This is a genomic window from Amycolatopsis sp. NPDC114505 (genome assembly GCF_055633615.1).
The window spans coordinates 70,366-92,754 of the sequence record NZ_JBVKDV010000004.1; the positions used below are offsets into that span (position 1 = coordinate 70,366).

The window sequence follows — 22,389 nt, forward strand, 5'->3', positions numbered from 1 at the left end:
GGGGCCATGAGCACGCCCGAGCAGGAGATCGAATACCGCCAGCACCGCTTCAGCCCGCCGCCGGGGGCGACGGAGATCTTCCTGGTGCGCCACGGCGAGTCGGCTCCCGCCCGTGGCGAAAACCCGTTCGCGCTGGTCGACGGGCAGGCCAACCCGGAGCTCGCGCCCGACGGCCGCGACCACGCCCGGCGCGTCGGCGACCGGCTGGCCGGCGAGCGGATCGACGCGATCTACGTGACGACGCTGCGTCGCACGGCGGAGACCGCCGCGCCGCTGGCGGAGAAGCTCGGGCTGACCCCGGTCGTCGAGCCGGACCTGCGCGAGATCCACCTGGGCGACTGGGAGAACGGGCTCTTCCGGAAGTACACGGCCGAAGGCCACCCGATCGTCGAGCGGCTGTGGACCGAGCAGCGCTGGGACGTCATCCCGGGCGCGGAGTCCGACGAGCGGTTCGGCGCCCGGCTGCGCGGCGCGCTCACCCGGATCGCCGCCGCGCACCCGGACCAGCGCGTCGCGGTGTTCACCCACGGTGGCGTCATCGGCGAGGTGTTCGCGCAGGCCAGCCGGTCGGTCGAGCGGTTCGCGTTCCTGGGCGCCGACAACGGGTCCGTGTCGCACCTGGTGCTCCACGGCGACAACTGGATCATCCGGCGCTTCAACGACACGGCGCACCTGGCCACGCCGCTGGGCTGAGCTTCCCCTGCTAGACGGCGCAGCTGAACTGGCGCCCCGGCTCGGCGACGGTCTTCTCGGCGACGACGACCCCGTCGACGACGATCCGGCAGCGCAGCTCGCCGGGCCCGGGGTTGCGGGCGGCGATGCTGTAGAACTCGGTACGCCCGGCCGGGCCGACGCGGGTGAACTCCGCCGACCAGGGCGTCGTCACCTCAGGCTGCTGGGCCAGCGCCGAACCCGCGGCGGCGTAGGTGACGTCCTGGGCACCGTGCGCGCCGAGCAGCTCGTAGACGACGGAGTGGCTCGCGGTGGCGACCGCGGCCGGCACGACGACCGGCGCGGCCACCGGCTCCGCCTTGGCGGGCCCGCGCGAGGACCGGGGCACGACGAACGCCGTCACCGCGACGGCGGCGGCGAGCACGCCCAGGACGACCACGACACTGCCGGCCGCCCTGGCGCGGCGCGGGCGGTCACGGTCGGTGGGAACACCCATGGAGAGGTCTTCTCTCGTCGCGCGCACTTCCGTCGAGTGCGTCGACCTCTATCTCGCCGTGACCTCACTGCGCGTTAGCCGTCGTTCGCGAGATGTCCAACTTTCACCCAATCGGGTGCCCGGGTCCGGCCCGCGGTTTTGTCGGACCCGAGGTGCATCATCGGGGGTGTGTACGAAGAGACGGCACCCCCCGGCGCACTGGCGGGCGTGGCGCGCTGCGTGTGGCGATCGGCTTCGGCGGGACCGAAGCGGATAGTCCCCGACGGCTGCCTGGACCTGGTGGTCGGCGACGGCGGGGTGTTCATCGCGGGCCCGGACACGTCGGCGTGGTCCTCGGTGACCCGGCCGGGAGCCGAGCTCCGAGGGGTGCGGTTCACGCCGGGCCGGGCGTCGGCGGTCCTCGGCGTGGCGGCGGACGAGCTGCACGACCGCCGGGTGCCGTTGGGTGAGCTGTGGGGGCGGGCCGGGGAGGTGCTGGCGGAGAGGCTGTTGTCGGGCGAGCTGACGCCGGCGCAAGCGGTTGCGTCGCGGTTGCCGGAGGTACCACCGGCGGATCCGGCGGTGGCGGCGCTGATCGCGGAGATGGACGCGGGGGCGGCGCGGGTGTCGGAGGCAGCGGCGATGGTGGCGGGGGCGATGGTGGCGGGGGCGGCGGCCGTGGTCGGGCGGGGAGGTGGGCGTTCGGCGGCGTTCGCCGGAGTGCTTGCCCGGGGCGGCGTCGACCCGGCACCGATCGCGGCTGCGCTCGCCCGGCAAGGCGCCGGCCCCGCTCAAATCGCCGCGGAGCTCAGCCGGGGCGGCGTGGATGCGGCCCAAATCGCGGCCCTGCTCGCCCACGGCGGCGCCGACCCAGCCCAAATCGCGGCCGTCCTCGTTCGGCAAGGCGCCGGCCCCGCTCAAATCGCCGCCACACTCACCCGGCAAGGCGCCAGCCCAGCCCAAATCGCCACCGCACTCGCCCGAGGCGGCGCAGGTCCGGCCCAAATCGCCGCCACACTCACCCGAGGCGGCGCAGGCCCAGCCCAAATCACCGCCGCCCTCGCCCGGCAAGGCGTCGACCCGGCGCAGGTCCAAGCGCTCCTCGCCCCGCATGGCGCCCCGGCCGGCGTCGCTCGAACCGCGCTGATCGACCGGCCCGACCCCACCCGGGCCGCGCCCGATGTCGTGGCCGCGCGGGTCGAAGAGCCCTTCGCCGTGAGTGAGCGGCGGCTGCGGCGGCGGTTCGTCCAAGCCGTCGGGTACGGGCCGGCCACCTACCTTCGCGTCGCCCGCTTCCAGCGTGCCGTCGCGCTGGCTCCGTGCGTCGCGGGGCTGGCCGCGCTCGCCGCCGCCGCGGGTTACTCCGATCAGGCGCACCTCAGCCGCGATTGCCGGACACTGACCGGCCTGACCCCGCGCGTCTACTTCCAAGGACCCTCCACTGTGGACGAGACGGTGCGTGATCGACTCCGTTCGGCGTAACCCGTGCGGGCAACCGGAAGTGGGCCCTCACCCGAGAGGGTAAGCGGACGGTAAACGACTACCAAGAGCGCTATCCTCCCTTCGACCAGTGATCAGGGAGGGCGTGTGGCCACCATCAGCGACGTCGCGGCCAGGGCCGGCGTCTCCACGGCGACCGTGTCGCGCGCGCTCAACGGCAAGTCCACTGTGGACCCGATGCTCGCCGCGCGCGTCCAGGAGGCGGCCGCCGAGCTCGGGTATCACCCGAACGGGCTGGCGCGGAACCTCCGCCGTCAGGAGACCGCCGTCCTCGCGCTGATCATCTCCGACGTCGAAAACCCGTTCTTCACGGCCATCGCGCGCGGCGTCGAGGACCTCGCGCAGCGGTCGGGCTACTCCGTCGTGCTCTGCAACTCCGACGAGAACGAGGACAAGGAGCGGCGCTACATCGAGGTCGCGCTGCAGGAGCGGGTCGCCGGGGTGGTGCTCTCACCCACCGGCCGGTCGACGAACGTCGAGGGCCTGCGCCGCCAGGGCACGCCGCTGGTGGCCGTCGACCGCCCGCTGCCGGCCGACGCGGGCGACCAGGTCCTGGTCGACACGCGCCACGCGGCCGCCGAAGCCACACGCCACCTGCTGGCGGGCGGTTACCGCCGGGTCGGCTGCCTGACCGGACCCGCCGGCGTCCGCACCGCCGACGACCGCCTGGCGGGATACGCCGACGTCGTCGGCGAAGCGAACGTCGTGTCCCGGCGGGCGGAATACCGCGCCGAGGGCGCCCGGGTGGCGGCACTGGAGCTGCTCGACGAGCCGTCCCCGCCGGACGCGCTCCTGGTCGCGAACAGCACGATGGCGATCGGAGTGCTGGAGGCGCTGTCATCGCGCGGCCTGCGTTCGGGGCGCGACGTCGGGATCGTCTCGTTCGACGACGCCCCGTGGACGACGCTCATCGACCCCCCGCTGACGGTGGTAGCCCAACCGGCGTACGAGGTAGGCCGCGTGGCGGCGCAGCTCTTGCTGGCCCGGATCACCGACAGCACCCGCGACGCGACCACCACGACGCTCGAAGCCCGGCTGATCGAGCGGAAGAGCTCCCGCCGCTGACCCGGGCGGCCACCGGTCCGCACGCCGCAAATGCCGGCTCGCGTACCTGGATGGACGACTCGCGTACCCAGACGGACGACACGCGTACCTGGAAGGCCGACATCCGTGACTGGGGAGTCGACACGCGTGATTGAAGGGTCAACTCGCGTGATTGGAAGGTCGACTCGGCTCGTGCCGTGGCGGTGGGTGGAGCGACGTGCCTGGGGGCCGGCTCGTGCCGGGCCCCCCAGGCACGCCCCACCCCCTGTGTCCCCCATGGCCGGCGCGAACCCGCCGGATCCTGTGAGCACGGAGCGGAAATCGTTTACTCACACGGAACGTAAGGCCGGGAACGCACACTGTCAAGCCTGGACAATGTCGTCCGATGCGGTCAGACTGACCGGAAGTTGCCTACTCAACGTGTTGGGTAATGTGCGGTAAGTGTCGATCTCTGGTGAATTCACCCACAGTCAGGGCAAGAAACCGCACGAACCCGCACACGCGCGCTGTTTCGGGTTAACCTGAGCCACATGTCTGTAGCGCTGGAGAACATCCTCGCCAAGGCGGGCCTGAAGGTCGACGCGAACGAGTTCCTCACGCTCGTCGAAGACGCGGCGCGCAGACTGTCCCCGCCGAATCCGGATCCCTCGCACTACTTCTCGGCCGACCAGCGCGCCGCGCTCACCGATGTCGGCCTCGATCTCTCGCCTCGCCAAGAGGGCGAACCGGACTTCCGGGCGCGGACCGTCGCCGCCCATGCCGTCCTGGCCGAGGGTGCGCTCAGCGTCAACGAGGCCGCGAGGGCCCTCGGCGTCGACGACAGCCGGATCCGCCACCGCCTCAAGGAAGGCAGGCTGACCGGCTGGAAGGACGGCGGCTGGCGGCTGCCGGCGTGGCAGTTCGCCGGCTCGGGTGTGCTGCCCGGCCTCGAAGTCGTGCTCAAAGCCCTGCCCGAAGACCAGCCCGCGCTCGTCGTGGCCGCGTTCATGAGCACTCCGCAGGCGGACCTCGTCATCAACGAGCACCCGGCGACCCCGCGCCAATGGCTCCTTTCCGGGGGTGACCCGGACCACGTCGCCCGCCTCATCGCCACGCTCGGCTCGCCGTTCTAGGCTGGACACCCCCGAGCAAGATCACCGACAAGGACGGACCACCCCCGACCCATGGCCCGGCTCCCGCTGCCGCCCGCCCGATCCGTCCTGGTCCGGCAGCTGAACCGCGCCAATGACGTGGTGACGGTCCAGCCCACGACCAGGCTCGTACGGATCTTCACCGCGCACGGCAACCACCCCCAGCAGTGGAACTCGTTCCGCTACACCGGCCCGCTCCCGCACGGCCGGTTCGACCAGCAGTCGCCCGGCCGCGGCGGCGCGCCGGTCACCGATCCCGCGAACGGAGTCCTCTACTTCGGCCTCACGGTGCGCACCTCGGTCGCCGAGGTCTTCCAGACGAGCTCGTCGGTCGATCGCCGCACACGCGGCCCCCGGCTGGTCGTCGTCCGCCCGACGCGCACGCTGCGCCTGCTCGACCTGACCAGCCTGTGGCCGACGCGGGTGGGTGCGTCGCAGGAGATCTCGAGCGGGCCGAAGAAACTGACGCAGTCGTGGGCCCGCGCGATCCGCGGCGCGTTCAGCGACCTCGACGGCCTCTGGTACCGCTCCTCGATGGACTCCGGCGACCCGGCGATCTGCCTGTGGGACCCGCCGGCGGGCGCGGCGCTGCCGATCGCGCCGGACGTGCTGCTGCCGCTCGACCACCCCGGCCTGGACGTCCCGCTCGGCCGGGTCTGCGAAGAGCTGAACTACACGCTGCTGAACTGAGCTTCGAGCAGCGGGACGATCGCGGTCAGGTCGCCGGAGTCGACGACGTGGGTCGCGACGGCGCGAGCCGCCGGCGAGGCGTTGAAGCCGATGCTCATCCCGACGGCGGCGAAGAGCGGCAGGTCGGACCGGCCGTCCCCGACCGCGACACACCGCTCGCGCGTGACGCCGTACCGGCGCGCCTGGGCCAGCGCGAAGTCCCGCTTGCCGTACTCGTCGAGGTGCTCGGCGACGTCGCCGGTGTAGCGGCCGCCGTCGGCCGAGGGCACCGGCCCACAGTACGCGGCGAACCCGAACCGCCCGGTGAGCATGCGCCCGACCGGCGTCCACGCCAGTGTCGTGAGGATCGGGCGCAGGTCGTGCTCGCGGCACCAGGCCACCGTCTCGGCGATCCCCTCGACCAGCGGCAGGGACTCCAGCCGGGCCTCGATTTCGGCCTCGGCGTGCCCGGCCCAGCCGCGGGCGTCGATCACCGACGCCTCCTGGTTCGTCATCAGGCCCGCGTCGTACGCCGCTTCGGCCGCGACGAGCTCGGCCTCGTGCCCCAGCACCGCGGCCACCCACGCGCACGAGCTCGGGCCGGGGGCCAGCGTGCCGTCGACGTCGAAGCAGACCAGGCCGCGCACTTACAGGTGCCGCCCCCACCACTCGAGGATCGCTTCGAAGCGCTGCACCCGGTGCCGCGGCCTACCCGACCGGGACAGCTCGTGGCCTTCGCCCGGGAACAGCACGAACTCCGCCGGTGCGCCCGCGCGCCGCAGGGCCACGAACATCCGCTGTGCCTGCTCCAGTGGGCAGCGCCAGTCCTGCTCCGAATGCGCCACCACGAACGGGATCTTGATCTGCGCGGCGTACGACAGCGGCGAACGGTCGCGCTGGACCTCGGGGTCGGAGCCGATGTACGCGTCGACGAACGTGTAGCCGATGTCGGAGCTGCCGACCATCGAGTCCCACGCGTTGACCGCGCGCTCGCTCCACGCCGCCTTGAAGCGCTCGCCGTGGTGGGCCGCCAGCCAGCTCGTCATGAACCCGCCGTACGAGCCGCCCATGATGCCGACGCGGGAGGCGTCCAGGTCCGGCCGTTCGAGGGCCTTGTCCAGCAGCGCCAGGACGTCGTCGACGTCGACCGTGCCGAACGCGTGCGTGATCGCGTGGCCGTGGGTCTGCCCGTAGCCCGCCGACCCGCGCGGGTTGCCGAGCACCACCGCGTAGCCCGCCGACGCGTACACCTGCGCCTCGTCGAACACCGCCCAGTCCTGCTGGGTGAACGGGCCGCCGTGCACCACGCGCAGCACCGGGTGCGGGCCGTCACCCTCGGGCAGCACCAGCCAGCCGTGCACCGGGTAGCCGTCCGGCGCCGTGGTGTCCAGCTCGATCATCGGCCGGATTCCCTTGTCGCGCAACGGCTTCGCATAGTCCGTCAGCACCTGCGGGCCGCCGTCGCGCAGCAGCACGACCTCGCCCGCGGTGTCCGGCGTGGCGATCACCGCCGCCAGCACCGAGCCCTCCAGCGTGAACGCCCGCAGCGCCGTGCGGTCCGCGTAGACCACCGGCAGGTCGGCGAGCGGGGCGTCCGCGGCGTCGACGGCCACCGCGCGCAGCTCCACCGCGCCGCGGTTGCGGACGGCCACGAGGACGTCGCCCTCGCGCGGCGCCGGCGGGCCCGCCGAGGCCTCGCAGTCGACGGTTTCGATGTCGGTGAGCCGGCGCGCCTTCACCGGGCCGGCGCCGAACTCCGGCGTCGCCGCGTAGAGACCGGTCATCCCGGCTTCGTGGTGCTCCTCGAAGGACTGTCCGAAGTAGAACAGCGTGCCGTCGGCGGCGAACACGGGGCGCTCCGAGTACCCCTCGCCCCGCACGACCAGCTCGGGCTCGCCGCCCGACGCGGGGATCGCGCAGACGTCGCGGAAGTCGCTCTCGGCCGCGCCCCAGTCCGGCGGCGCGGTGAAGACGACGCGGGTGCCGTCCGGCGTCCACACCGGGCCGGTGACGTCGTACCCGTCGCCGGTCAGCGGCTCGGGGTCCGCCGGGTCTTCGGTGAGGGCGTCGACGACGAACAGCCGCTGCGTGCGGTCGCGCAGGAACCCGATGTCGTCGATCCGGTAGTCCATGCGCGTGAACCGGCGCGGGGCCTCGGCGGCCGGCTCCGGCGTCTCGCCGTCGGCGTCCTCGGTCCCGTACCGCCCGGCCGAAGGCACGCGCGCGGTGAAGGCGATCCGCCGCGAGTCCGGCGCCCACACCGGCTCGCCGGCACCGAGGTGCAGCGACGTGAGCCGGCGCGCGTCACCGCCGTCGGCCGGCATGACGTGCAGCTGCGGGCTGCCGTCGGCGCCCTTGCCCTCCCCCGAGCGGAGGAACGCCACCCAGCGCCCGTCCGGGGAGATCGACGGCGCCGAGTCGCGCGGACCGTGCGTCCACGCGGACTCGCCGCCGTCGAGCGAGACGCGCCGCAGCGAGCTGTGCCCGGCGTTCGTCTTCAGATCGGGCTTCTTCAGCGCGGTGAGCAGCAGGTTCCCGCGCAGCGCGGGACGGCCGGGGACGACGAGGTCTTCGATGTCGGCAGGACGCACGTCCTCGACCGTACCGGAAATCCTTAGCCCTGCGAACGACCTTCGTCGGGACTTACGCGGCGACCTGCTTGCGCTCGTCGCGCCGGGCCTTCGCCAGGCTCGCCACCGTGGTCACGGTGAGCACGACGATGATGACGCCGAGGGAGACCCAGTTGTTGATGTCCAGCCAGTCCGGCACGACGTGGTACTCGTGCAGGGCGTGCAGGAACAGCTTCGCGCCGATGAAGGCGAGGATCACCGCCAGGCCGTAGGTCAGGTAGACCAGCTTCGTCACCAGCCCGCCGAGCAGGAAGTACAGCTGCCGCAGGCCCATCAGCGCGAACGCGTTGGCGGTGAAGACGAGGAACGCCTCCTGCGTGATGCCGAAGATCGCCGGGATCGAGTCGACCGCGAACAGCAGGTCGGCCGAGCCGATGGCCACGATCACCAGCAGCATCGGCGTGATCATCCGCTTGCCGTTCAGCTTCACCGTGTAGTGGTGGCCGTGGTAGTCGTCGGTGACCGGGGCGAACTTGCGCACCTGCCGGGTGACGGCGTTCTCGTGGTACTCCTCGTCCTCACCCTTGTTGCGCAGCATGCTGACCGCGGTCCAGACCAGGATCGCGCCGAAGAGGAAGAACACCCAGACGAACTGCGCGATCAGCGCGGCACCGATGGCGATGAAGACGCTGCGGAAGGCCAGCGCGAGCAGGATGCCGACCAGCAGCACGCGGTGCTGGTGGATGGCGGGCACCTTGAACGACGCCATGATGATCATGAAGATGAACAGGTTGTCGACGCTCAGCGAGTACTCGGTGATGTACCCGGTGAAGAACTCGACGCCCGGCTCGTGCCCGGCGAAGAACCACACGCCCGCACCGAAGAGGACCGCGCAGGAGACGTAGAAGATCACCCAGCGAGCGGCTTCCCCCGTGGTCACTTCGTGCGGCTTGCGATCGACGATGACCAGGTCCAGTGCGATGAGCACCAGCAGGCCACCGATCGTGGCGATCCACAGCCACAGGGGGACATTCATGGAACCAGAACCTCCGGATAGTGCGCATGAGCAACTAACCGGAGGTCTCTTCCGCCGGTGAAACCACCGGCCGACGGTGCCGGGGGCGCAGGGCCACCGTGCTGACGACACCGCCGCGAAGGAATACTCCCCTCACAGCGCGTCCAGTTTGCCGGTTCTCCCCGGCAAAGCGCCAGCCGGAATCGCCCACGTCACCAGGTTGGTCCTGTAATTTCGGTCACCTCGGTCCACCAGGCGGTCACGAGCGTGTGATCGATGTGAGCCGTTGAAGGCACTCTCAGGAAACTTCACATACGGTCACCTCGTGCCCCGACTCCCGCTCCCGCGAACACGCGGAGCCCGCCTCACCGCGCTCGCCGCCGTCGTCGTGGTCCTGGCCGCCGGCGCGGTCTTCTGGATCACGCGCCCGGCCGCGCCCGCGCCGGTGCCCACGCAGGACGCGCTGATCGACATGCCCGCCGCCCCCGGTTCGGCGGAGCAGGTCAAGATCGACACGACCACCTACCTGCCCGCCACCGTGCCCGCACCCGCGGTGCTGCTCGCGCACGGCTTCGGCGGCGACAAGAACAGCGTCGCCGACGACGCGCGCGAACTCGCCCGGAAGGGCTTCGTCGTCATGACGTGGTCCGCGCGCGGGTTCGGCAAGAGTACCGGCAAGATCGGGCTCAACGACCCGGACGGCGAGGTCGCCGACGCGAGCCGCCTGATCGACCGGCTCGTCGCGCAGCACCAGGTGACCACGGACGCGGGCGGTGACCCGAAGGTCGCCGTCACCGGTGCCTCCTACGGCGGCGCGCTCTCGCTGCTGCTGGCCGGCACGGACAAGCGCGTCGACGCGATCGCCCCGGTGATCACCTACAACGACCTCGCGCAGGGCCTGGTCCCGAACGCGGCCACGCCCGGCCTCACCGCCTCGGGCACCCCGGCCGCCGGCGCCTTCGCGACCGACGGCGTGTTCAAGAAGAGCTGGGCCGGCATCTTCTTCTCGGCCGGCTCCGGCGCGGCCTCCAGCGGCTCGCCGTCGGCCGAGGCGCCGGAAGCCGGGCAGCAGACGGACGCGGGCTCGACGGGAGCCGCCGGCGCTGCCGCGGCCGCCGTCCCCGCCGTGCCCCCGGGCGCGGGCGGCGGCCGCCAGAGCGCGCCGGCCGACCCGTGCGGCCGGTTCACCGCCGCCGTCTGCCGCGCCTACACCGAGCTCGGCACCACCGGTCAGGCGAGCCAGGCGAGCGTCGACCTGCTGCGCCGCGTCTCCCCCGTTTCGGTGACGGGCAAGATCACCGTCCCGACCCTGCTGGTCCAGGGCGAGAGCGACACCCTGTTCGGCCTCGACCAGTCCGACGCCACCGCGCGCCAGATCACCGCGGCGGGCGGCAAGGTGCGCACGATCTGGTACACCGGCGGCCACGACGGCGGCAAGCCCGGGCCGCAGCTGCGCGGCAAGATCGCCGACTTCCTCTGGACGGCCGTCGACGGCGGCGACCCGGGCACCGGGTTCAGCTACGACGTCCAGGGCACGTTGCGCGCCAACGGAACGCCGTCGGTCCGCACGGTCAACGCCGCCACCTACCCGGGGCTCACCGGTCCGGCCACCGAACGGCGGCTGCTGGCGATGGCCGGGCCCGCCCAGTCGATCGTGCGCCCGGCCGGGGCGAACCCCTCGGCGGTGAGCGGGATCCCCGGCCTCAACGGCGTCGCGAGCAGCACGTCGCGCCTCGGCGCGTTGTTCAGCAACGACCCGCCGGGCCAGGCCGCGCAGTTCACGACCGCGCCGGTCGACGGGCAGATCGTCGTCAGCGGCTCCTCCACCGTGCGGCTGCGGGTCGCGGCCGACCCGGCGCACCCGCAGCCGGACGCGGTGCTGTTCGCGAAGCTCTACGACGTCGGTCAGGACGGTTCGCGGGTGCTGCCGGCGAACGCGATCGCCCCGTTCCGGGTGAGCGGCCTGCCCGCCGACGGCACCCCGGTCGACGTCACCGTGACGCTGCCCGGCGTCGTCCGGCCGATCGAGGGCGGGCACTCGCTGCGCCTGGTCGTCGGCACGACCGACCAGGCGTTCGCGACCCCGGCCGCGCCCGCGGTGTTCCGGGTCGCGCTGGCCGGCGGGACGGCGCTGGCCGTGCCGGTCGTCCCCGGGACGTCCGTCGGCTCGCCGGCCCCGGTCGGGCAGCTGGTGGGCATCGGCGTGACGCTCGCGATCGCCGTGGCCGCGGTGCTCTTCGCGGTGCTGCGCCGCCGCCGGGCCACCGACATCGACCCCGAGCTCGCCACCACCCCGCTGGTCATCGAAGGCCTGCGCAAGGAGTACCCGGGCGGGTTCGTCGCGGTGAACGACCTGTCCTTCCGCGTCGAGCCGGGCCAGGTGCTCGGCCTGCTCGGGCCGAACGGCGCGGGCAAGACGACCACGCTGCGGATGCTGATGGGCCTGATCACGCCGACGAGGGGCCACATCCGGGTCTTCGGGCACAAGATCACCGGGGGCGCTCCGGTGCTCTCGCGCATCGGCTCGTTCGTCGAGGGTTCCGGGTTCCTGCCGCACCTATCCGGCCGGGCGAACCTCGAGCTGTACTGGGCGGCCACCGGACGGCCGGCGGAGAAGGCGCACTTCGGCGAGGCGCTGGAGATCGCCGGGCTCGGCGCGGCGGTCGACCGCCGGGTGCGGACCTACAGCCAGGGCATGCGGCAGCGGCTGGCGATCGCCCAGGCGATGCTCAGCCTGCCGGAGCTCATGGTCCTCGACGAGCCGACCAACGGGCTCGACCCGCCCCAGATCCACCAGATGCGCGAGGTGCTGCAGCGCTACGCCGCGACCGGCCGCACCGTGGTCGTGTCCAGCCACCTGCTGGCCGAGGTCGAGCAGACCTGCACGCACGTCGTGGTCATGCACCGCGGCGCGCTGGTCGCCTCGGGCGAGGTCGGCGAGCTGGCCGCGGCCGGCGGCGAGGCGACGTTCCGGGTCGACGATCCGGCAGCCGCCGCCGCGGCGCTGAAGGCCGCTCCCGGCGTCACCTCGGTCGACGTCGACGGCGACCTCGTGCACGCCGACCTCGACGGGATGCCGCGCGCCGAGGCGGTCGCGGCGCTGGTCCGCGCCGGCGTCGCCGTGGAGCAGGCCGGGCCGAGGCGCCGGCTGGAAGACGCGTTCCTGCAACTGGTCGGAGAGGAATCATGAGCGAGGGTGTGCACACCGACCCGCACGCGCTGGACGAGCTGAGCGACGTCGCGTCGCACGAGCACGCCGGGGTCGGGCCGGACGGCGCCGTCGAGGGCTACCAAGCCCGGCGGACGCTGCGGCTCGGCGTCGAGCTGCGGCGCCAGCTCAAGCGGCGGCGCACGCAGTTCCTGCTCGGGTTCGTCGCGATCCTGCCGTTCATCCTGGTGCTCGCGTTCGAGGCGGGGCAGTCGAACCCGAACCGGCGCAGCGGCGGGTTCGTCGACCTGGCCACGGCGTCCGCGCCGAACTTCGTCGTGCTGGCGCTGTTCGTGTCGGGGACGTTCCTGCTGCCGATGATCGTCGCGCTGTTCTTCGGCGACACGATCGCGAGCGAGGCGTCGTGGTCGAGCCTGAAGTACCTGCTGGCGATCCCGGTGCCGCGGCAGCGGGTGCTGCGGCAGAAGGCGATCGTGTCCGGGCTGCTGTCGGCGGCGGCGCTGATCCTGCTGCCGCTGGTGTCGCTCGGTGTCGGCGTGATCTGGTACGGGGCGGGCGACGCGATCAGTCCCACCGGCGACGCGGTGTCCTTCGGCGACAGCCTGCTGGCCATCGCACTGTCCACTGTGTACATCATCCTGCAGCTGGCCTGGGTGGCCGGGCTGGCGCTGGCGCTGAGCGTGTCGACCGACGCCCCGCTCGGCGCGGTCGGCGGCGCGGTGCTGGTGGCGATCCTGTCGCAGATCCTCGACCAGATCACGGCGCTGGAGGGGCTCCGGAACTACCTGCCGACGCACTACGCGTTCTCGTGGATGGACCTGATCTCGACCGACGTCGACTGGACGAACCTGGCGAGCGGCATGCTCTCGGCGGTCATCTACGGCACGGTGTTCTTCCTCTACGCCGGGCGCCGGTTCGCCCGCAAGGACATCACCAGCTGATGTCCGCCGTGGTCGAGGGCCACCAGCCGCCCGCACCGCTGGTGAAGGCGTTCAACGGGGTGCTGCGCGCGCTGCTGCCGAGCCCGCTCGGGCGCGGCGTGCGCGAGTTCATGCTGCTCGCCTTCACCGGCCGCCGGTCCGGACGCCGCTACCGGGTCCCGGTGACCGCGCACCGCGACGCCGGCGGGCGGTACGTGCTCACGCCCGCCGGCTGGCGGCTGAACTTCACCGGCGGCGCGGACGCCGACGTGACGTTCGCCGGGCGGACCACGCCGATGCGCGGCGTGCTCCTCGACGACGAGGCCGCCGTGGTGCGGCTCTACCTGGACCGGATCACGGAACTCGGGCTGCGCGGGGCCGCGCGGCAGATCGGCCTGAAGTTCCCGGCCGGCCGCCTGCCGACGCTCGACGAGGTCACCGAGCTGGTGCGGCGCGAGCACTTCGGCGTCGTCCGGTTGAGCGCCAGGACCTGAGCGGACCGCCTCGCCGGGGTACGGTCGGGCGCGTGCCGATCACCCTGGAGCACCACCACGACGTCGCCGTGCTGCGGTTCGACCACGGCAAGGCCAACACCCTCGACAGCGACTCCTGCCGCGAGCTCGTGTTCCGGCTGGAGGAGGCTTCGCAGGCCCGTGCGGTGGTGCTCACCGGCGCCGGGCGCATCTTCTCCGCGGGGGTCGACCTCAAGCGGATCCACGACGGCGGCGCGGCGTACGTGTCGGAGTTCCTGCCGCTGCTGTCCGACGCGCTGCTGGCCGTGTTCGGCTTCCCGCGTCCGGTGGTCGCGGCGCTGAACGGGCCGGCCATCGCCGGCGGCGCCGTCCTCGCCGCGGCCTGCGACCACCGGGTGCTCGGACCGGGCGCCATCGGCGTGACGGAACTGCTGGTCGGGGTGCCGTTCCCGCTGTCCGCGCTGGAGATCCTGCGCTGCGCCTACGGCACGGCGCCGCTGCCGGCGCTCACCTACTCGGGTTCGACGTGCGGCGGCGAGGACGCCCTGGCGCGCGGCCTGGTCGACGAGCTGGCTCCACCGGAGGACGTGCTCGAGCGGGCGCTGGCCGTCGCGACCCGGCTCGGCGAGCTGCCCGCCGAGGCGTTCGCGCACACCAAGGCCCAGATCCGCCAGCCCTTCCACGAGCGGATCGCCGAGCACCGCCACACCGACGACCCCGAGGTCGAACGGCTGTGGCGCTCCCCCGCCGCGCTCGCCGCCGTGAAGTCCTATGTGGACAAGGTGCTCCGCTAGGCGGCGTGGACCCCGCTTTCGGCGAGGGCCTTGATGCCTTCGACCGTCTTCTGCATGTTGGCCTGCAGCTCGCCCAGGCGCATCGCGACGATCTCCTCCTCGTGCTCGGGCATCGAGCCGATGATCGCCGTCAGGTTGGACGGGCCGGGGCCGATCTGCGCCCACTGGCGCAGTATCGTGCCGTCGCCGTCGGGGACGAGCTCGAAGCGCCACGACGCGGCCGGGTTCGTCACGTCCATCACGGCCCACGCGAACAGCCGCTCGGGCTCGTAGCCGGTCACCGTCGAGACCGTCTCCCACTCCCCGGCGACCGGGTGGGAGTTGCGGCCGCGGAACCGCGCGCCCAAGCCGGGCTCGGCGTTCCCGACCCAGCCCCCGCCCTGGAACTCGGTCGAGAACCGGGCCGGCAGGTCGATGTCGAGGAGCCAGGACCAGACCTCGGCCGGTCGCGCGGCGATGCGGACTTCGACCTGGGTCGTAGGGCAGTCGGAAACCTTCATGGCGGACCCCTCGCTCGATGCCGGTGCCTACGGGTTCGGACCGTAACGTGGCGCTGATCAGCCGGACAACTCGCACGGTGCCCGCGGTTGCGCACGGCGGAGGACGCGCGCGCCACCCGACGAAAGTCGGAACCTGACCGATTCTGCGCCCGGACAGCCGATTGCCGACCGCCGCCGGTTCTGTGAGGGTCCCACGGTGGGATCCGAAGCCGGGGAGGGTGCGTCCATGCGCAGACTGTTCACCGCTGTGGCGGCCGTGCTGATGGTGGTGGGCCTGGCGCCCGCCGCGAGCGCGGCGACCGACATCGAAACCGCCTTGGCGCGGATACCGGGGCTCACGGTCGTCAAGGAGGACCCGGCGCCGGCCGGGTACCGGTTCTTCGAGCTGACCTTCACCCAGCCCGCCGACCACCGCCACCCCGGCGCGGGCACGTTCCAGCAGCGGTTCACCCTGCTGCACCGCGACTTCGCCGCGCCGACGGTCGCCTTCACCAGCGGCTACAACGTCAGCACCGCGCCGAACCGCTCGGAGCCGACGCAGATCGTCGACGGCAACCAGCTTTCGATGGAGTACCGGTACTTCACGCCGTCGCGGCCGCAGCCGGAGAACTGGGCGAAGCAGCTGACGATCTGGCAGGCCGCAGCCGACGAGCACCGCGCGGTGCAGGCGTTCAAGGCGATCTACCCGGGCAAGTGGCTGGCCACCGGCGGCAGCAAGGGCGGCATGACCGCGACGTACTTCCGGCGCTTCTTCCCCGACGACGTCGACGCGACGATCCCGTACGTCGCGCCCAACGACGTCATCGACCCGGTCGACGTCTACAACCGGTTCCTCTCCCGCGTCGGCGACGACCCGGGCTGCCGGGACGCGCTGAAGGCGATCCAGCGGGACGCGCTCAAGCGGCGGGCCGAGCTGGGCGTGATCGCGGCGGCGGACGCGGCTCGCCGGGGGTTGACGTTCTCGATCGTCGGCTCGGCCGACAAGTCCCTCGAGATCTCGGTGATCGACTCGTACTTCGCGTTCTGGCAGTACCAGAAGCAGGCGGACTGCGCGACGGTCCCGAAGGCCGGTGCGCCCGCGGCCGACGTCTACGCCTGGTACGAGAAGGTCGAGAGCCTCAACACCTACTCGGACCAGGACCTCGAGCCGTTCGTCCCGTACTACTACCAGGCGGCCGCGCAGCTGGGTTCGCCCGAGGCGTACGACGGCTACCTGCGCGACCTGCTCCGCTACCCCGGCGCCGACCAGCCGAAGACGTTCGTGCCGTCGTCGGTGAAGATCCCGCGTTTCGACTACCTGGCCATGCCGGACATCGACTTCTGGGTGAAGTCCCGCGGCACCCGGCTGCTGTTCGTGTACGGCTCGAACGACCCGTGGGGCGCCGAGCCGTTCGAGCTGGGCTTCGGCAGCCGCGACTCGTACCGCTACTACGTACCGGGCGGAAACCACGGGTCGAAGATCGCGCAGCTGCCCGCGGCCGACGCCGCCGCGGCGACCGCGACGGTCCGGCGCTGGGCAGGACTGCCGGCCGCTTCCGCTTTGACGGCGCGCAGCGCCCCGGCCGGGTTCCCGGACTTCGACGCCGACCTCACCCTTGCGGCGCGTCCGCCGCTGTAATTTCCCGGCTGTGACTTTCCTCAGGCCGGGCGTAGTCTCACGGCACCTTGACGGCCCGGCCTGAGGAGGCGCGCATGCCTCGCCCTGTCCACTTCGAGATCCACGCGGGCGACCCCGAACGCGCGGTGGCCTTCTACACGGCGGTGTTCGGCTGGAAGTTCGAGCGCTGGGGCGACATCCCGTACTGGGTGATCACGACCGGCGAGGGCGACGGCATCGACGGCGGCCTCGTACCGCGGGTCGGCCCGGCGCCCGAGGAGACGGCCCCGGTGCACGGGTTCGTGAACACGATCGACGTCGCCGACCTCGACCGGTCGCTCGACGCGGTGACCGACGCGGGCGGAACGCTGGCGCTGCCGAAGAACCCGGTGCCGGGCGTCGGGTGGCTGGCGTACGTCAAGGACACCGAAGGCAACATCTTCGGCATGCTGCAGCCGGACTCGAACGCGCCGGCGCCCTCCTAAGGACGTTTCGCTTTCGGCAGCCGCCGGACGACGTCGTCGTAGGAGACGTCGATGAGTTCTTCGAGCTCGGCGTCGGGGACCCCGGCGCCGAGCCCGACGCGGTTCCAGCCGTAGCGGCCGAGGTAGTCCATGACGGTGACCGAGTCCGGGTACCGTTCCCGGACTTCGGCCGCTTCGTCCTTGGTGGACCCGCACTTGACGGCGACGGAGCCGGGCTCCTCCTGGCCGATGAAGGCGAAGCCCTTGCCGCCGACCTTGGCGACGAGCACGTGGTCGCCGAAGGGGTAGGTTTCTTCGGCGCCCGGCTTGCCGAGGCAGTAGGCGACAACGGCTTCGACGTTCACTACTTGATGCCGGCCGCGTCCATGCCCCGGAGCTCCTTCTTCAGGTCCTGGACCTCGTCGCGCAGCCGGGCGGCCAGCTCGAACTGCAGGTCGCGGGCCGCCTGCATCATCTGGTCCGTCATCTGCTGGATCAGGTCGGCCAGCTGGGCGCGCGGCATCGCCGAGACGTCCTTGTCGACCAGCATCCCCGAGCTGCGGACCCGGTCGCCCTGCTCCGGCTTCTTGCCGCGGGAGGAGTTGCGGCCCGAGCCGCCCACCGAGACCTGCTCGGTGTCTTCGGCCTCGCTGTACACCCGGTCGAGGATGTCGGCGATCTTCTTGCGCAGCGGCTGCGGGTCGACCCCGCGCTCCACGTTGTAGGCGACCTGCTTCTCGCGGCGGCGGTCGGTCTCGTCGATCGCGTGCTTCATCGAGTCGGTGATCTTGTCCGCGTACATGTGGACCTCGCCCGACACGTTGCGCGCCGCGCGGCCGATCGTCTGGATCAGGGACGTCCCGCTCCGGAGGAAGCCTTCCTTGTCCGCGTCGAGGATCGCCACCAGCGACACCTCCGGCAGGTCGAGACCCTCGCGCAGCAGGTTGATGCCGACCAGCACGTCGAAGTCGCCCGCCCGCAGCTGCCGCAGCAGCTCCACCCGGCGCAGCGTGTCGACCTCCGAGTGCAGGTAGCGCACCCGGATGCCCAGCTCCAGCAGGTAGTCCGTCAGGTCCTCGGACATCTTCTTCGTCAGCGTGGTGACCAGGACGCGCTCGTCCTTCTCCGCGCGCTCGCGGATCTCGTGCACCAGGTCGTCGATCTGGCCCTCGGTGGGCTTCACGACCACCTTCGGGTCGACCAGGCCGGTCGGCCGGATGACCTGCTCGACGAACTCGCCGCCCGCCTGGCCCATCTCGTACGGCCCCGGCGTCGCCGACAGGTACACCGTCTGCCCGATCCGGTCGGAGAACTCCTCCCAGGTCAGCGGCCGGTTGTCGACCGCGCTCGGCAGCCGGAAGCCGTACTCCACCAGGTTCCGCTTCCGGGACATGTCACCTTCGTACATGCCGCCGATCTGCGGGACCGTCTGGTGCGACTCGTCGATCACCAGCAGGAAGTCGTCCGGGAAGTAGTCGATCAGCGTCGCCGGAGCGGTGCCCGCCCCGCGACCGTCGATGTGGCGCGAGTAGTTCTCGATGCCGGAGCAGAACCCGACCTGCCGCATCATCTCGATGTCGTAGGCCGTGCGCATCCGCAGCCGCTGCGCCTCCAGCAGCTTGCCGGACTTCTCCAGCTCCGCCAGGCGATCCTCGAGCTCCTTTTCGATGCCCTGGATCGCCTTTTCCATCCGCTCCGGGCCCGCGACGTAGTGCGTCGCCGGGAAGATCCGGACCTCGTCGACCTCCTTGACGATGTCCCCGGTCAGCGGGTGCAGGTAGTACAGCTTCTCGACCTCGTCGCCGAAGAACTCGACGCGGATCGCCAGCTCCTCGTACGCCGGGATGATCTCGACCGTGTCCCCGCGCGCCCGGAACGTGCCGCGCGCGAACGCGATGTCGTTGCGCGTGTACTGCACGTCCACCAGCGCCCGCAGGAAGACGTCCCGGTCGAGCTGCATGCCGACCTTCAGCATCGACGACCGGTCGAGGTAGGACTGCGGCGTGCCCAGGCCGTAGATGCACGAGACACTGGCGACCACGATGACGTCCCGCCGCGACAGCAGGTTCATCGTCGCCGAGTGCCGCAGCCGCTCGACGTCGTCGTTGATCGACGAGTCCTTCTCGATGTAGGTGTCCGTCTGCGCGATGTACGCCTCGGGCTGGTAGTAGTCGTAGTAGCTGACGAAGTACTCGACCGCGTTGTGCGGGAACAGCTCGCGCAGCTCGTTGGCCAGCTGCGCGGCCAGGGTCTTGTTCGGCGCCATCACCAGCGTCGGCCGCTGGACGCGCTCGATCAGCCACGCGGTCGTCGCCGACTTGCCGGTGCCGGTGGCGCCCAGCAGCACGACGTCCTTTTCGCCCGCCCGGATCCGGCGTTCGAGGTCGTCGATGGCCGCCGGCTGGTCACCGGCGGGCTGGTAGTCACTGACCACCTCGAAGCGGCCGCCGGTCCGGGGGATCTCCGAGACGGGCCGGAAGTCGGACTGGGCGAGCACGGGGTGTTCGGTTGCGAAAGCCACGTCGACCAGAGTACGACGCACCACCGACAATTTCCGTCGGGCCTGGTCAGCGGGGTCGGAACACCGTGACGGAGGTGACTTCGCCGCCGGTCACGGCGCAGTGCACGACGGCCCCGGGCACCGGCTCGTCCCCGAAGCACGAGACCAGGACCCGGTCGGGTCCGGTCGCCTGGACCTCGGTGCGCGGGAACTCCCCGAGCACCTCGGCGACCGCGGTCCCGGGGTCCGCGAGGTAGGCCAGCACCACCTCACGCGGCGACGGCGGCGGCGGGATCGGGAGGCCGTGGCCTTCGAAGAGGCGGTTCAGCTGGTCGGCGGCCGAAACCGCGCGCGGGAAGCCCGCGAACGCCGCCGTCTGGACGACGACCTCGCAGACCTCGGCGGGCGACAGCCCCGAGGCGAGGCCGGTGCGGAGGTGGACGCTCAGCGGCGGGCCGACCATGCCCGAAGCGACGATCGCCGCCAGGGTGGCGGCTTCCCGCGTCCGGCCGTCCAGCGCCGGGCGTTCGTGCAGGTGGCCGTAGACGGTGCCGACCGCCAGCTCACCCAGCGCCGGGACGGTGGCGAACAACGCGTCGAGCCGTTGCGCGCCGCCTTCGACAAGCCCGGCGAAGTTCTCGCGGCCCCGGTCGTGCAGCTCGTCCATGGTCATTTTCGGTCCCCCTTCAGCAACTGCAGTCACAGCAGTCGCAGCAACCACAGTCGCAGTCGCAGCAGTCGCAGCCCCCGGTCGAGTGCGGCTTCCCGCTCCACGGCCCAGGATAGGGATCGCGGCAGCAGAATTGGCAGGTGCAGCACATGTAGGGGGTCAGCGCGCAGCCGAGGAAGAAGTTGCGCTTCTTGGGCGGGACGGCGAACTTCGGGTACCAGAGGCCGCCGCCTTTGCCGTCGAGCGATTCGGGGCCGTCGGAATCGCCGGGGCCTCCTGGGCCACCGGGACCTCCTGGGCCACCCGGTCCGCCGGGGCCACCCGGTCCGCCGGGGCCACCCGGTCCGCCGGGACCTCCGGGGCCACCGGGCCCGCCGGGGCCTCGGCCGCCGGGGCCACCCGGACCGGGCGCACCCGGCGGCGGAACCGGACCTGGCGGCGGAAAGCCCTGCGGCGCACCGGATCCCGGACCGCCCGGAGGCTGGTGCGGGTACTGCTGGGGAGCCGGCCCCCGGCCGATCCACCCCGGCGGCGCCTGGTGCGGGTGCTGCTGCGGGGTCGGCCCCGGCCCGATCCACCCGGGCGGCGGCTGCTGCCCGGCGATGCCACCGTGCCCATGTCCCGCGCCATGCACATGTCCCGAACCATGCCCGAAGGCGCGCCGAACCGCCTGGCGCAACTCATGGACCAGCAGCGCGTGCACCAGACCCGGCCGCGCGAACTCGGCCTCCCGCAACGCCAGCTCCACCCCGAGCACCGCGTCATCGCACAGCCGGCGGGCCTCCTCCAGCGAGGTTCCGGTCGCCCGCAACGGGTTCCACGCACCCGCCTCAGCGTCCGCCGCGTGGTCCTCGACCGCGTCCAGCAGGTGGGCCACCCGGCCGAACAGCCTGCCCGCCTCCGCCAGCGGGGCCACGTTGCCCGGCCGTCCGGCCAGCTCCGCCGTCCGCGCGAACGCCGCGGACGTGGCCACCTCCGCCGGCTCGGTCGCGAGGAGCGCCGAGTCGCCCAATCGGACCGAATGCTCCAGCGAGCCCTGCCGCGAGACGGCCTCCACCAGCACCGACGTGTCGAACCCGACCCGGCCGCCGGTGCTGCTGCCCTGCGATGCCCACCGGGACGCGACCCGGCGCGCCGCCATCGCCACCGGACGGCGGCCGAACGCGCCGTCGCGGTCCTCGACGTGGTCGTCCACCTTCGCCGCGGCCAGCACCAGCGATACCGCCGCCGCGAGCTGGGCGCCCTCGCCGCGGGCCACCGATGCCGTGCGCATCCCCCGCAGGGGGCAGGGTCCGGCGTCACGGCGCCCGCCGACACCCGGCGTCTGCGCCTCGACCAGGGCCGAGATGATCAGCCCGTCGTAGTTCGTGACGACGCGGGCGAACTGCCCGTGTTCGTCGCGCAGCGTGAGGCAGAGCCCGCACAAGTGCGCCAGCCAGTCCGCGTGCAGGCTCTCGGACAGCCGATGCCGGCACGGTCTGATGATTCCGAACATGCCCGGCTCCCCTCACACACAGTCGGCAGACCTTAGCCCGAACGTGTGGCTCGCGCGTCGCGTCTGCGCGATTCGTGACCCGCCGGGCAGGATGAGCCCCATGGCCGAACTGCACCCGCCGAAGGTCGAGATCTTCGACCCCGCCGCGCGCGCGAACATCGACCCGAAGGGCATCCTCCGAGAGGTCGAGGAGTACCGCGAGGAGCCGTTCGGCCTGTACCTCGCGCGCCCCACGCCCGGACGCGCCCAGTTCCACTACCTCGAGTCGTGGCTGGTGCCCGGGCTCGGCCTGCGGTTCACCGACTTCTGGTTCACCCCCGGCCACGAACGCGACCAGGACTTCTACCTCGACGTCGTCCGCGTGCGCCGCGACGGCCCGCGCTGGGTCGCCACCGACCTCTACGTCGACCTGGTGCTCAAGGACAAGCTGTCGCTGCGCGTGATCGACACCGACGAGCTGCTCGAAGCCCACGCCGCCGGGCTCGTCACCGGCGAAGACGCGCAGTACGCGCTCGAGACCACCTACGCGGCGGTCGAAGGGCTGGCCGCCCACGGCTACGACCTCACCGCCTGGCTGTCCACGAAGGACATCACGCTGACCTGGCGCCGGCACCCCTAGGGGCCACCGCATCCTCCGAACGGTGGATGCGACGGTGACCGGTTCGACGACGTGCCGGACCGGCGCGGCGCGGGATTCTCGATCCAGCGAAAACGGATCGAGAAGGGGGACGG

21 protein-coding genes are annotated in these 22,389 nt (G+C 72.1%); 12 read left to right on the forward strand and 9 right to left on the reverse strand.

Annotated elements, in window-relative coordinates; genetic code table 11:
• The first annotated feature begins 6 nt into the window (after positions 1–6).
• Positions 7–693: a histidine phosphatase family protein gene (locus tag ACZ7OU_RS38515; protein ID WP_470259088.1), complete on the forward strand. Its 687-nt coding sequence runs from the start codon at positions 7–9 to the stop codon at positions 691–693.
• A gap of 10 nt (positions 694–703) precedes the next feature.
• Here the strand turns inward: ACZ7OU_RS38515 and ACZ7OU_RS38520 are convergent, their stop codons facing one another.
• Positions 704–1,168: an MmpS family transport accessory protein gene (locus ACZ7OU_RS38520; protein ID WP_470259089.1), complete on the reverse strand. Its 465-nt coding sequence runs from the start codon at positions 1,166–1,168 to the stop codon at positions 704–706.
• A 168-nt stretch (positions 1,169–1,336) separates the two neighbouring features.
• Here ACZ7OU_RS38520 and ACZ7OU_RS38525 point away from each other — a divergent pair, with 168 nt between their 5' ends.
• The 4 genes from ACZ7OU_RS38525 (at position 1,337) to ACZ7OU_RS38540 (ending at position 5,511) form a co-directional block, all read left to right on the forward strand.
• The gene (locus ACZ7OU_RS38525; RefSeq protein WP_470259090.1) at positions 1,337–2,629 is read left to right on the forward strand and encodes a helix-turn-helix domain-containing protein; all 1,293 of its coding nucleotides are present in this window, start codon (positions 1,337–1,339) and stop codon (positions 2,627–2,629) included.
• A 105-nt stretch (positions 2,630–2,734) separates the two neighbouring features.
• The gene (locus tag ACZ7OU_RS38530) at positions 2,735–3,712 is read left to right on the forward strand and encodes a LacI family DNA-binding transcriptional regulator (RefSeq protein WP_470246414.1); all 978 of its coding nucleotides are present in this window, start codon (positions 2,735–2,737) and stop codon (positions 3,710–3,712) included.
• A 509-nt stretch (positions 3,713–4,221) separates the two neighbouring features.
• Positions 4,222–4,803 carry a MerR family transcriptional regulator gene (locus ACZ7OU_RS38535; RefSeq protein WP_470246413.1) on the forward strand — a complete coding sequence of 194 codons (582 nt, stop codon included), beginning with the start codon at positions 4,222–4,224 and terminating at the stop codon, positions 4,801–4,803.
• A gap of 51 nt (positions 4,804–4,854) precedes the next feature.
• Positions 4,855–5,511: an RES family NAD+ phosphorylase gene (locus tag ACZ7OU_RS38540; RefSeq protein WP_470246412.1), complete on the forward strand. Its 657-nt coding sequence runs from the start codon at positions 4,855–4,857 to the stop codon at positions 5,509–5,511.
• Here ACZ7OU_RS38540 and ACZ7OU_RS38545 read toward each other — a convergent pair.
• From ACZ7OU_RS38545 to ACZ7OU_RS38555, 3 genes are read right to left on the reverse strand one after another with little or no spacing between them, the layout of a single operon-like run.
• Positions 5,493–6,137, reverse strand: coding sequence for an HAD family hydrolase (locus ACZ7OU_RS38545; RefSeq protein WP_470259091.1), 645 nt, complete (start codon positions 6,135–6,137; stop codon positions 5,493–5,495). The two genes, ACZ7OU_RS38540 and ACZ7OU_RS38545, sit on opposite strands and share 19 nt — an antisense overlap.
• A complete protein-coding gene (locus ACZ7OU_RS38550; RefSeq protein WP_470259092.1) occupies positions 6,138–8,081 on the reverse strand; it encodes a S9 family peptidase in 1,944 nt (647 codons plus the stop codon).
• 52 nt (positions 8,082–8,133) lie between these two features.
• Positions 8,134–9,096: a TerC family protein gene (locus ACZ7OU_RS38555; protein ID WP_470246409.1), complete on the reverse strand. Its 963-nt coding sequence runs from the start codon at positions 9,094–9,096 to the stop codon at positions 8,134–8,136.
• A 304-nt stretch (positions 9,097–9,400) separates the two neighbouring features.
• On the opposite strand from ACZ7OU_RS38555, the gene ACZ7OU_RS38560 reads away from it, so the two are divergent.
• From ACZ7OU_RS38560 to ACZ7OU_RS38575, 4 genes are read left to right on the forward strand one after another with little or no spacing between them, the layout of a single operon-like run.
• Positions 9,401–12,265 carry an alpha/beta fold hydrolase gene (locus tag ACZ7OU_RS38560; protein ID WP_470259093.1) on the forward strand — a complete coding sequence of 955 codons (2,865 nt, stop codon included), beginning with the start codon at positions 9,401–9,403 and terminating at the stop codon, positions 12,263–12,265.
• Complete coding sequence (locus ACZ7OU_RS38565; protein ID WP_470259094.1) at positions 12,262–13,185, forward strand: ABC transporter permease; 924 nt, start codon at positions 12,262–12,264, stop codon at positions 13,183–13,185. Before ACZ7OU_RS38560 ends, ACZ7OU_RS38565 begins: the two co-directional genes overlap by 4 nt.
• Complete coding sequence (locus ACZ7OU_RS38570; protein ID WP_470246406.1) at positions 13,185–13,658, forward strand: hypothetical protein; 474 nt, start codon at positions 13,185–13,187, stop codon at positions 13,656–13,658. Before ACZ7OU_RS38565 ends, ACZ7OU_RS38570 begins: the two co-directional genes overlap by 1 nt.
• 32 nt (positions 13,659–13,690) lie before the next feature.
• Positions 13,691–14,431, forward strand: coding sequence for an enoyl-CoA hydratase/isomerase family protein (locus ACZ7OU_RS38575; protein WP_470259095.1), 741 nt, complete (start codon positions 13,691–13,693; stop codon positions 14,429–14,431).
• On the opposite strand, the gene ACZ7OU_RS38580 is transcribed toward ACZ7OU_RS38575, so the two are convergent.
• Positions 14,428–14,931 (reverse strand): SRPBCC family protein, encoded by a 504-nt coding sequence (locus ACZ7OU_RS38580; RefSeq protein WP_470259096.1) that lies wholly within the window; start codon positions 14,929–14,931, stop codon positions 14,428–14,430. The genes ACZ7OU_RS38575 and ACZ7OU_RS38580 overlap by 4 nt on opposite strands.
• 226 nt (positions 14,932–15,157) lie before the next feature.
• Here ACZ7OU_RS38580 and ACZ7OU_RS38585 point away from each other — a divergent pair, with 226 nt between their 5' ends.
• Both ACZ7OU_RS38585 and ACZ7OU_RS38590 read left to right on the forward strand, forming a co-directional pair.
• Entirely contained in the window at positions 15,158–16,549 is a 1,392-nt protein-coding gene (locus tag ACZ7OU_RS38585) for a S28 family serine protease (protein ID WP_470259097.1), read from the forward strand.
• 74 nt (positions 16,550–16,623) lie between these two features.
• Positions 16,624–17,013 (forward strand): VOC family protein, encoded by a 390-nt coding sequence (locus ACZ7OU_RS38590; RefSeq protein WP_470246402.1) that lies wholly within the window; start codon positions 16,624–16,626, stop codon positions 17,011–17,013.
• Here ACZ7OU_RS38590 and ACZ7OU_RS38595 read toward each other — a convergent pair.
• The 4 genes from ACZ7OU_RS38595 to ACZ7OU_RS38610 are packed head-to-tail and all read right to left on the reverse strand — an operon-like array spanning position 17,010 to position 21,657.
• Positions 17,010–17,357: an MmcQ/YjbR family DNA-binding protein gene (locus ACZ7OU_RS38595; protein ID WP_470259098.1), complete on the reverse strand. Its 348-nt coding sequence runs from the start codon at positions 17,355–17,357 to the stop codon at positions 17,010–17,012. The two genes, ACZ7OU_RS38590 and ACZ7OU_RS38595, sit on opposite strands and share 4 nt — an antisense overlap.
• Positions 17,357–19,513, reverse strand: coding sequence for an excinuclease ABC subunit UvrB (gene uvrB, locus ACZ7OU_RS38600; protein ID WP_470246400.1), 2,157 nt, complete (start codon positions 19,511–19,513; stop codon positions 17,357–17,359). The genes ACZ7OU_RS38595 and uvrB overlap by 1 nt, the downstream gene beginning before the upstream one ends.
• A gap of 46 nt (positions 19,514–19,559) precedes the next feature.
• Entirely contained in the window at positions 19,560–20,165 is a 606-nt protein-coding gene (locus ACZ7OU_RS38605) for a carboxymuconolactone decarboxylase family protein (protein ID WP_470259099.1), read from the reverse strand.
• Positions 20,166–20,178: 13 nt separating this feature from the next.
• Entirely contained in the window at positions 20,179–21,657 is a 1,479-nt protein-coding gene (locus ACZ7OU_RS38610) for a DUF5685 family protein (protein WP_470259100.1), read from the reverse strand.
• Between the two features lie 100 nt (positions 21,658–21,757).
• On the opposite strand from ACZ7OU_RS38610, the gene ACZ7OU_RS38615 reads away from it, so the two are divergent.
• A complete protein-coding gene (locus tag ACZ7OU_RS38615; protein WP_470259101.1) occupies positions 21,758–22,276 on the forward strand; it encodes a ribonuclease FAU-1 family protein in 519 nt (172 codons plus the stop codon).
• Positions 22,277–22,389 lie beyond the last annotated feature (113 nt).

Excerpts from the sequence above, each read along its gene's own strand:
- ACZ7OU_RS38605 (WP_470259099.1), bottom strand. The coding sequence starts at position 20,165 with ATGACCATGGACGAGCTGCACGACCGGGGCCGCGAGAACTTCGCCGGG.
- ACZ7OU_RS38585 (WP_470259097.1), top strand. The coding sequence starts at position 15,158 with ATGCGCAGACTGTTCACCGCTGTGGCGGCCGTGCTGATGGTGGTGGGC.
- ACZ7OU_RS38610 (WP_470259100.1), bottom strand. The coding sequence starts at position 21,657 with ATGTTCGGAATCATCAGACCGTGCCGGCATCGGCTGTCCGAGAGCCTG.
- ACZ7OU_RS38570 (WP_470246406.1), top strand. The coding sequence starts at position 13,185 with ATGTCCGCCGTGGTCGAGGGCCACCAGCCGCCCGCACCGCTGGTGAAG.
- ACZ7OU_RS38520 (WP_470259089.1), bottom strand. The coding sequence starts at position 1,168 with ATGGGTGTTCCCACCGACCGTGACCGCCCGCGCCGCGCCAGGGCGGCC.
- ACZ7OU_RS38535 (WP_470246413.1), top strand. The coding sequence starts at position 4,222 with ATGTCTGTAGCGCTGGAGAACATCCTCGCCAAGGCGGGCCTGAAGGTC.
- ACZ7OU_RS38540 (WP_470246412.1), top strand. The coding sequence starts at position 4,855 with ATGGCCCGGCTCCCGCTGCCGCCCGCCCGATCCGTCCTGGTCCGGCAG.
- ACZ7OU_RS38555 (WP_470246409.1), bottom strand. The coding sequence starts at position 9,096 with ATGAATGTCCCCCTGTGGCTGTGGATCGCCACGATCGGTGGCCTGCTG.
- ACZ7OU_RS38615 (WP_470259101.1), top strand. The coding sequence starts at position 21,758 with ATGGCCGAACTGCACCCGCCGAAGGTCGAGATCTTCGACCCCGCCGCG.
- ACZ7OU_RS38580 (WP_470259096.1), bottom strand. The coding sequence starts at position 14,931 with ATGAAGGTTTCCGACTGCCCTACGACCCAGGTCGAAGTCCGCATCGCC.
- ACZ7OU_RS38515 (WP_470259088.1), top strand. The coding sequence starts at position 7 with ATGAGCACGCCCGAGCAGGAGATCGAATACCGCCAGCACCGCTTCAGC.
- ACZ7OU_RS38590 (WP_470246402.1), top strand. The coding sequence starts at position 16,624 with ATGCCTCGCCCTGTCCACTTCGAGATCCACGCGGGCGACCCCGAACGC.
- ACZ7OU_RS38565 (WP_470259094.1), top strand. The coding sequence starts at position 12,262 with ATGAGCGAGGGTGTGCACACCGACCCGCACGCGCTGGACGAGCTGAGC.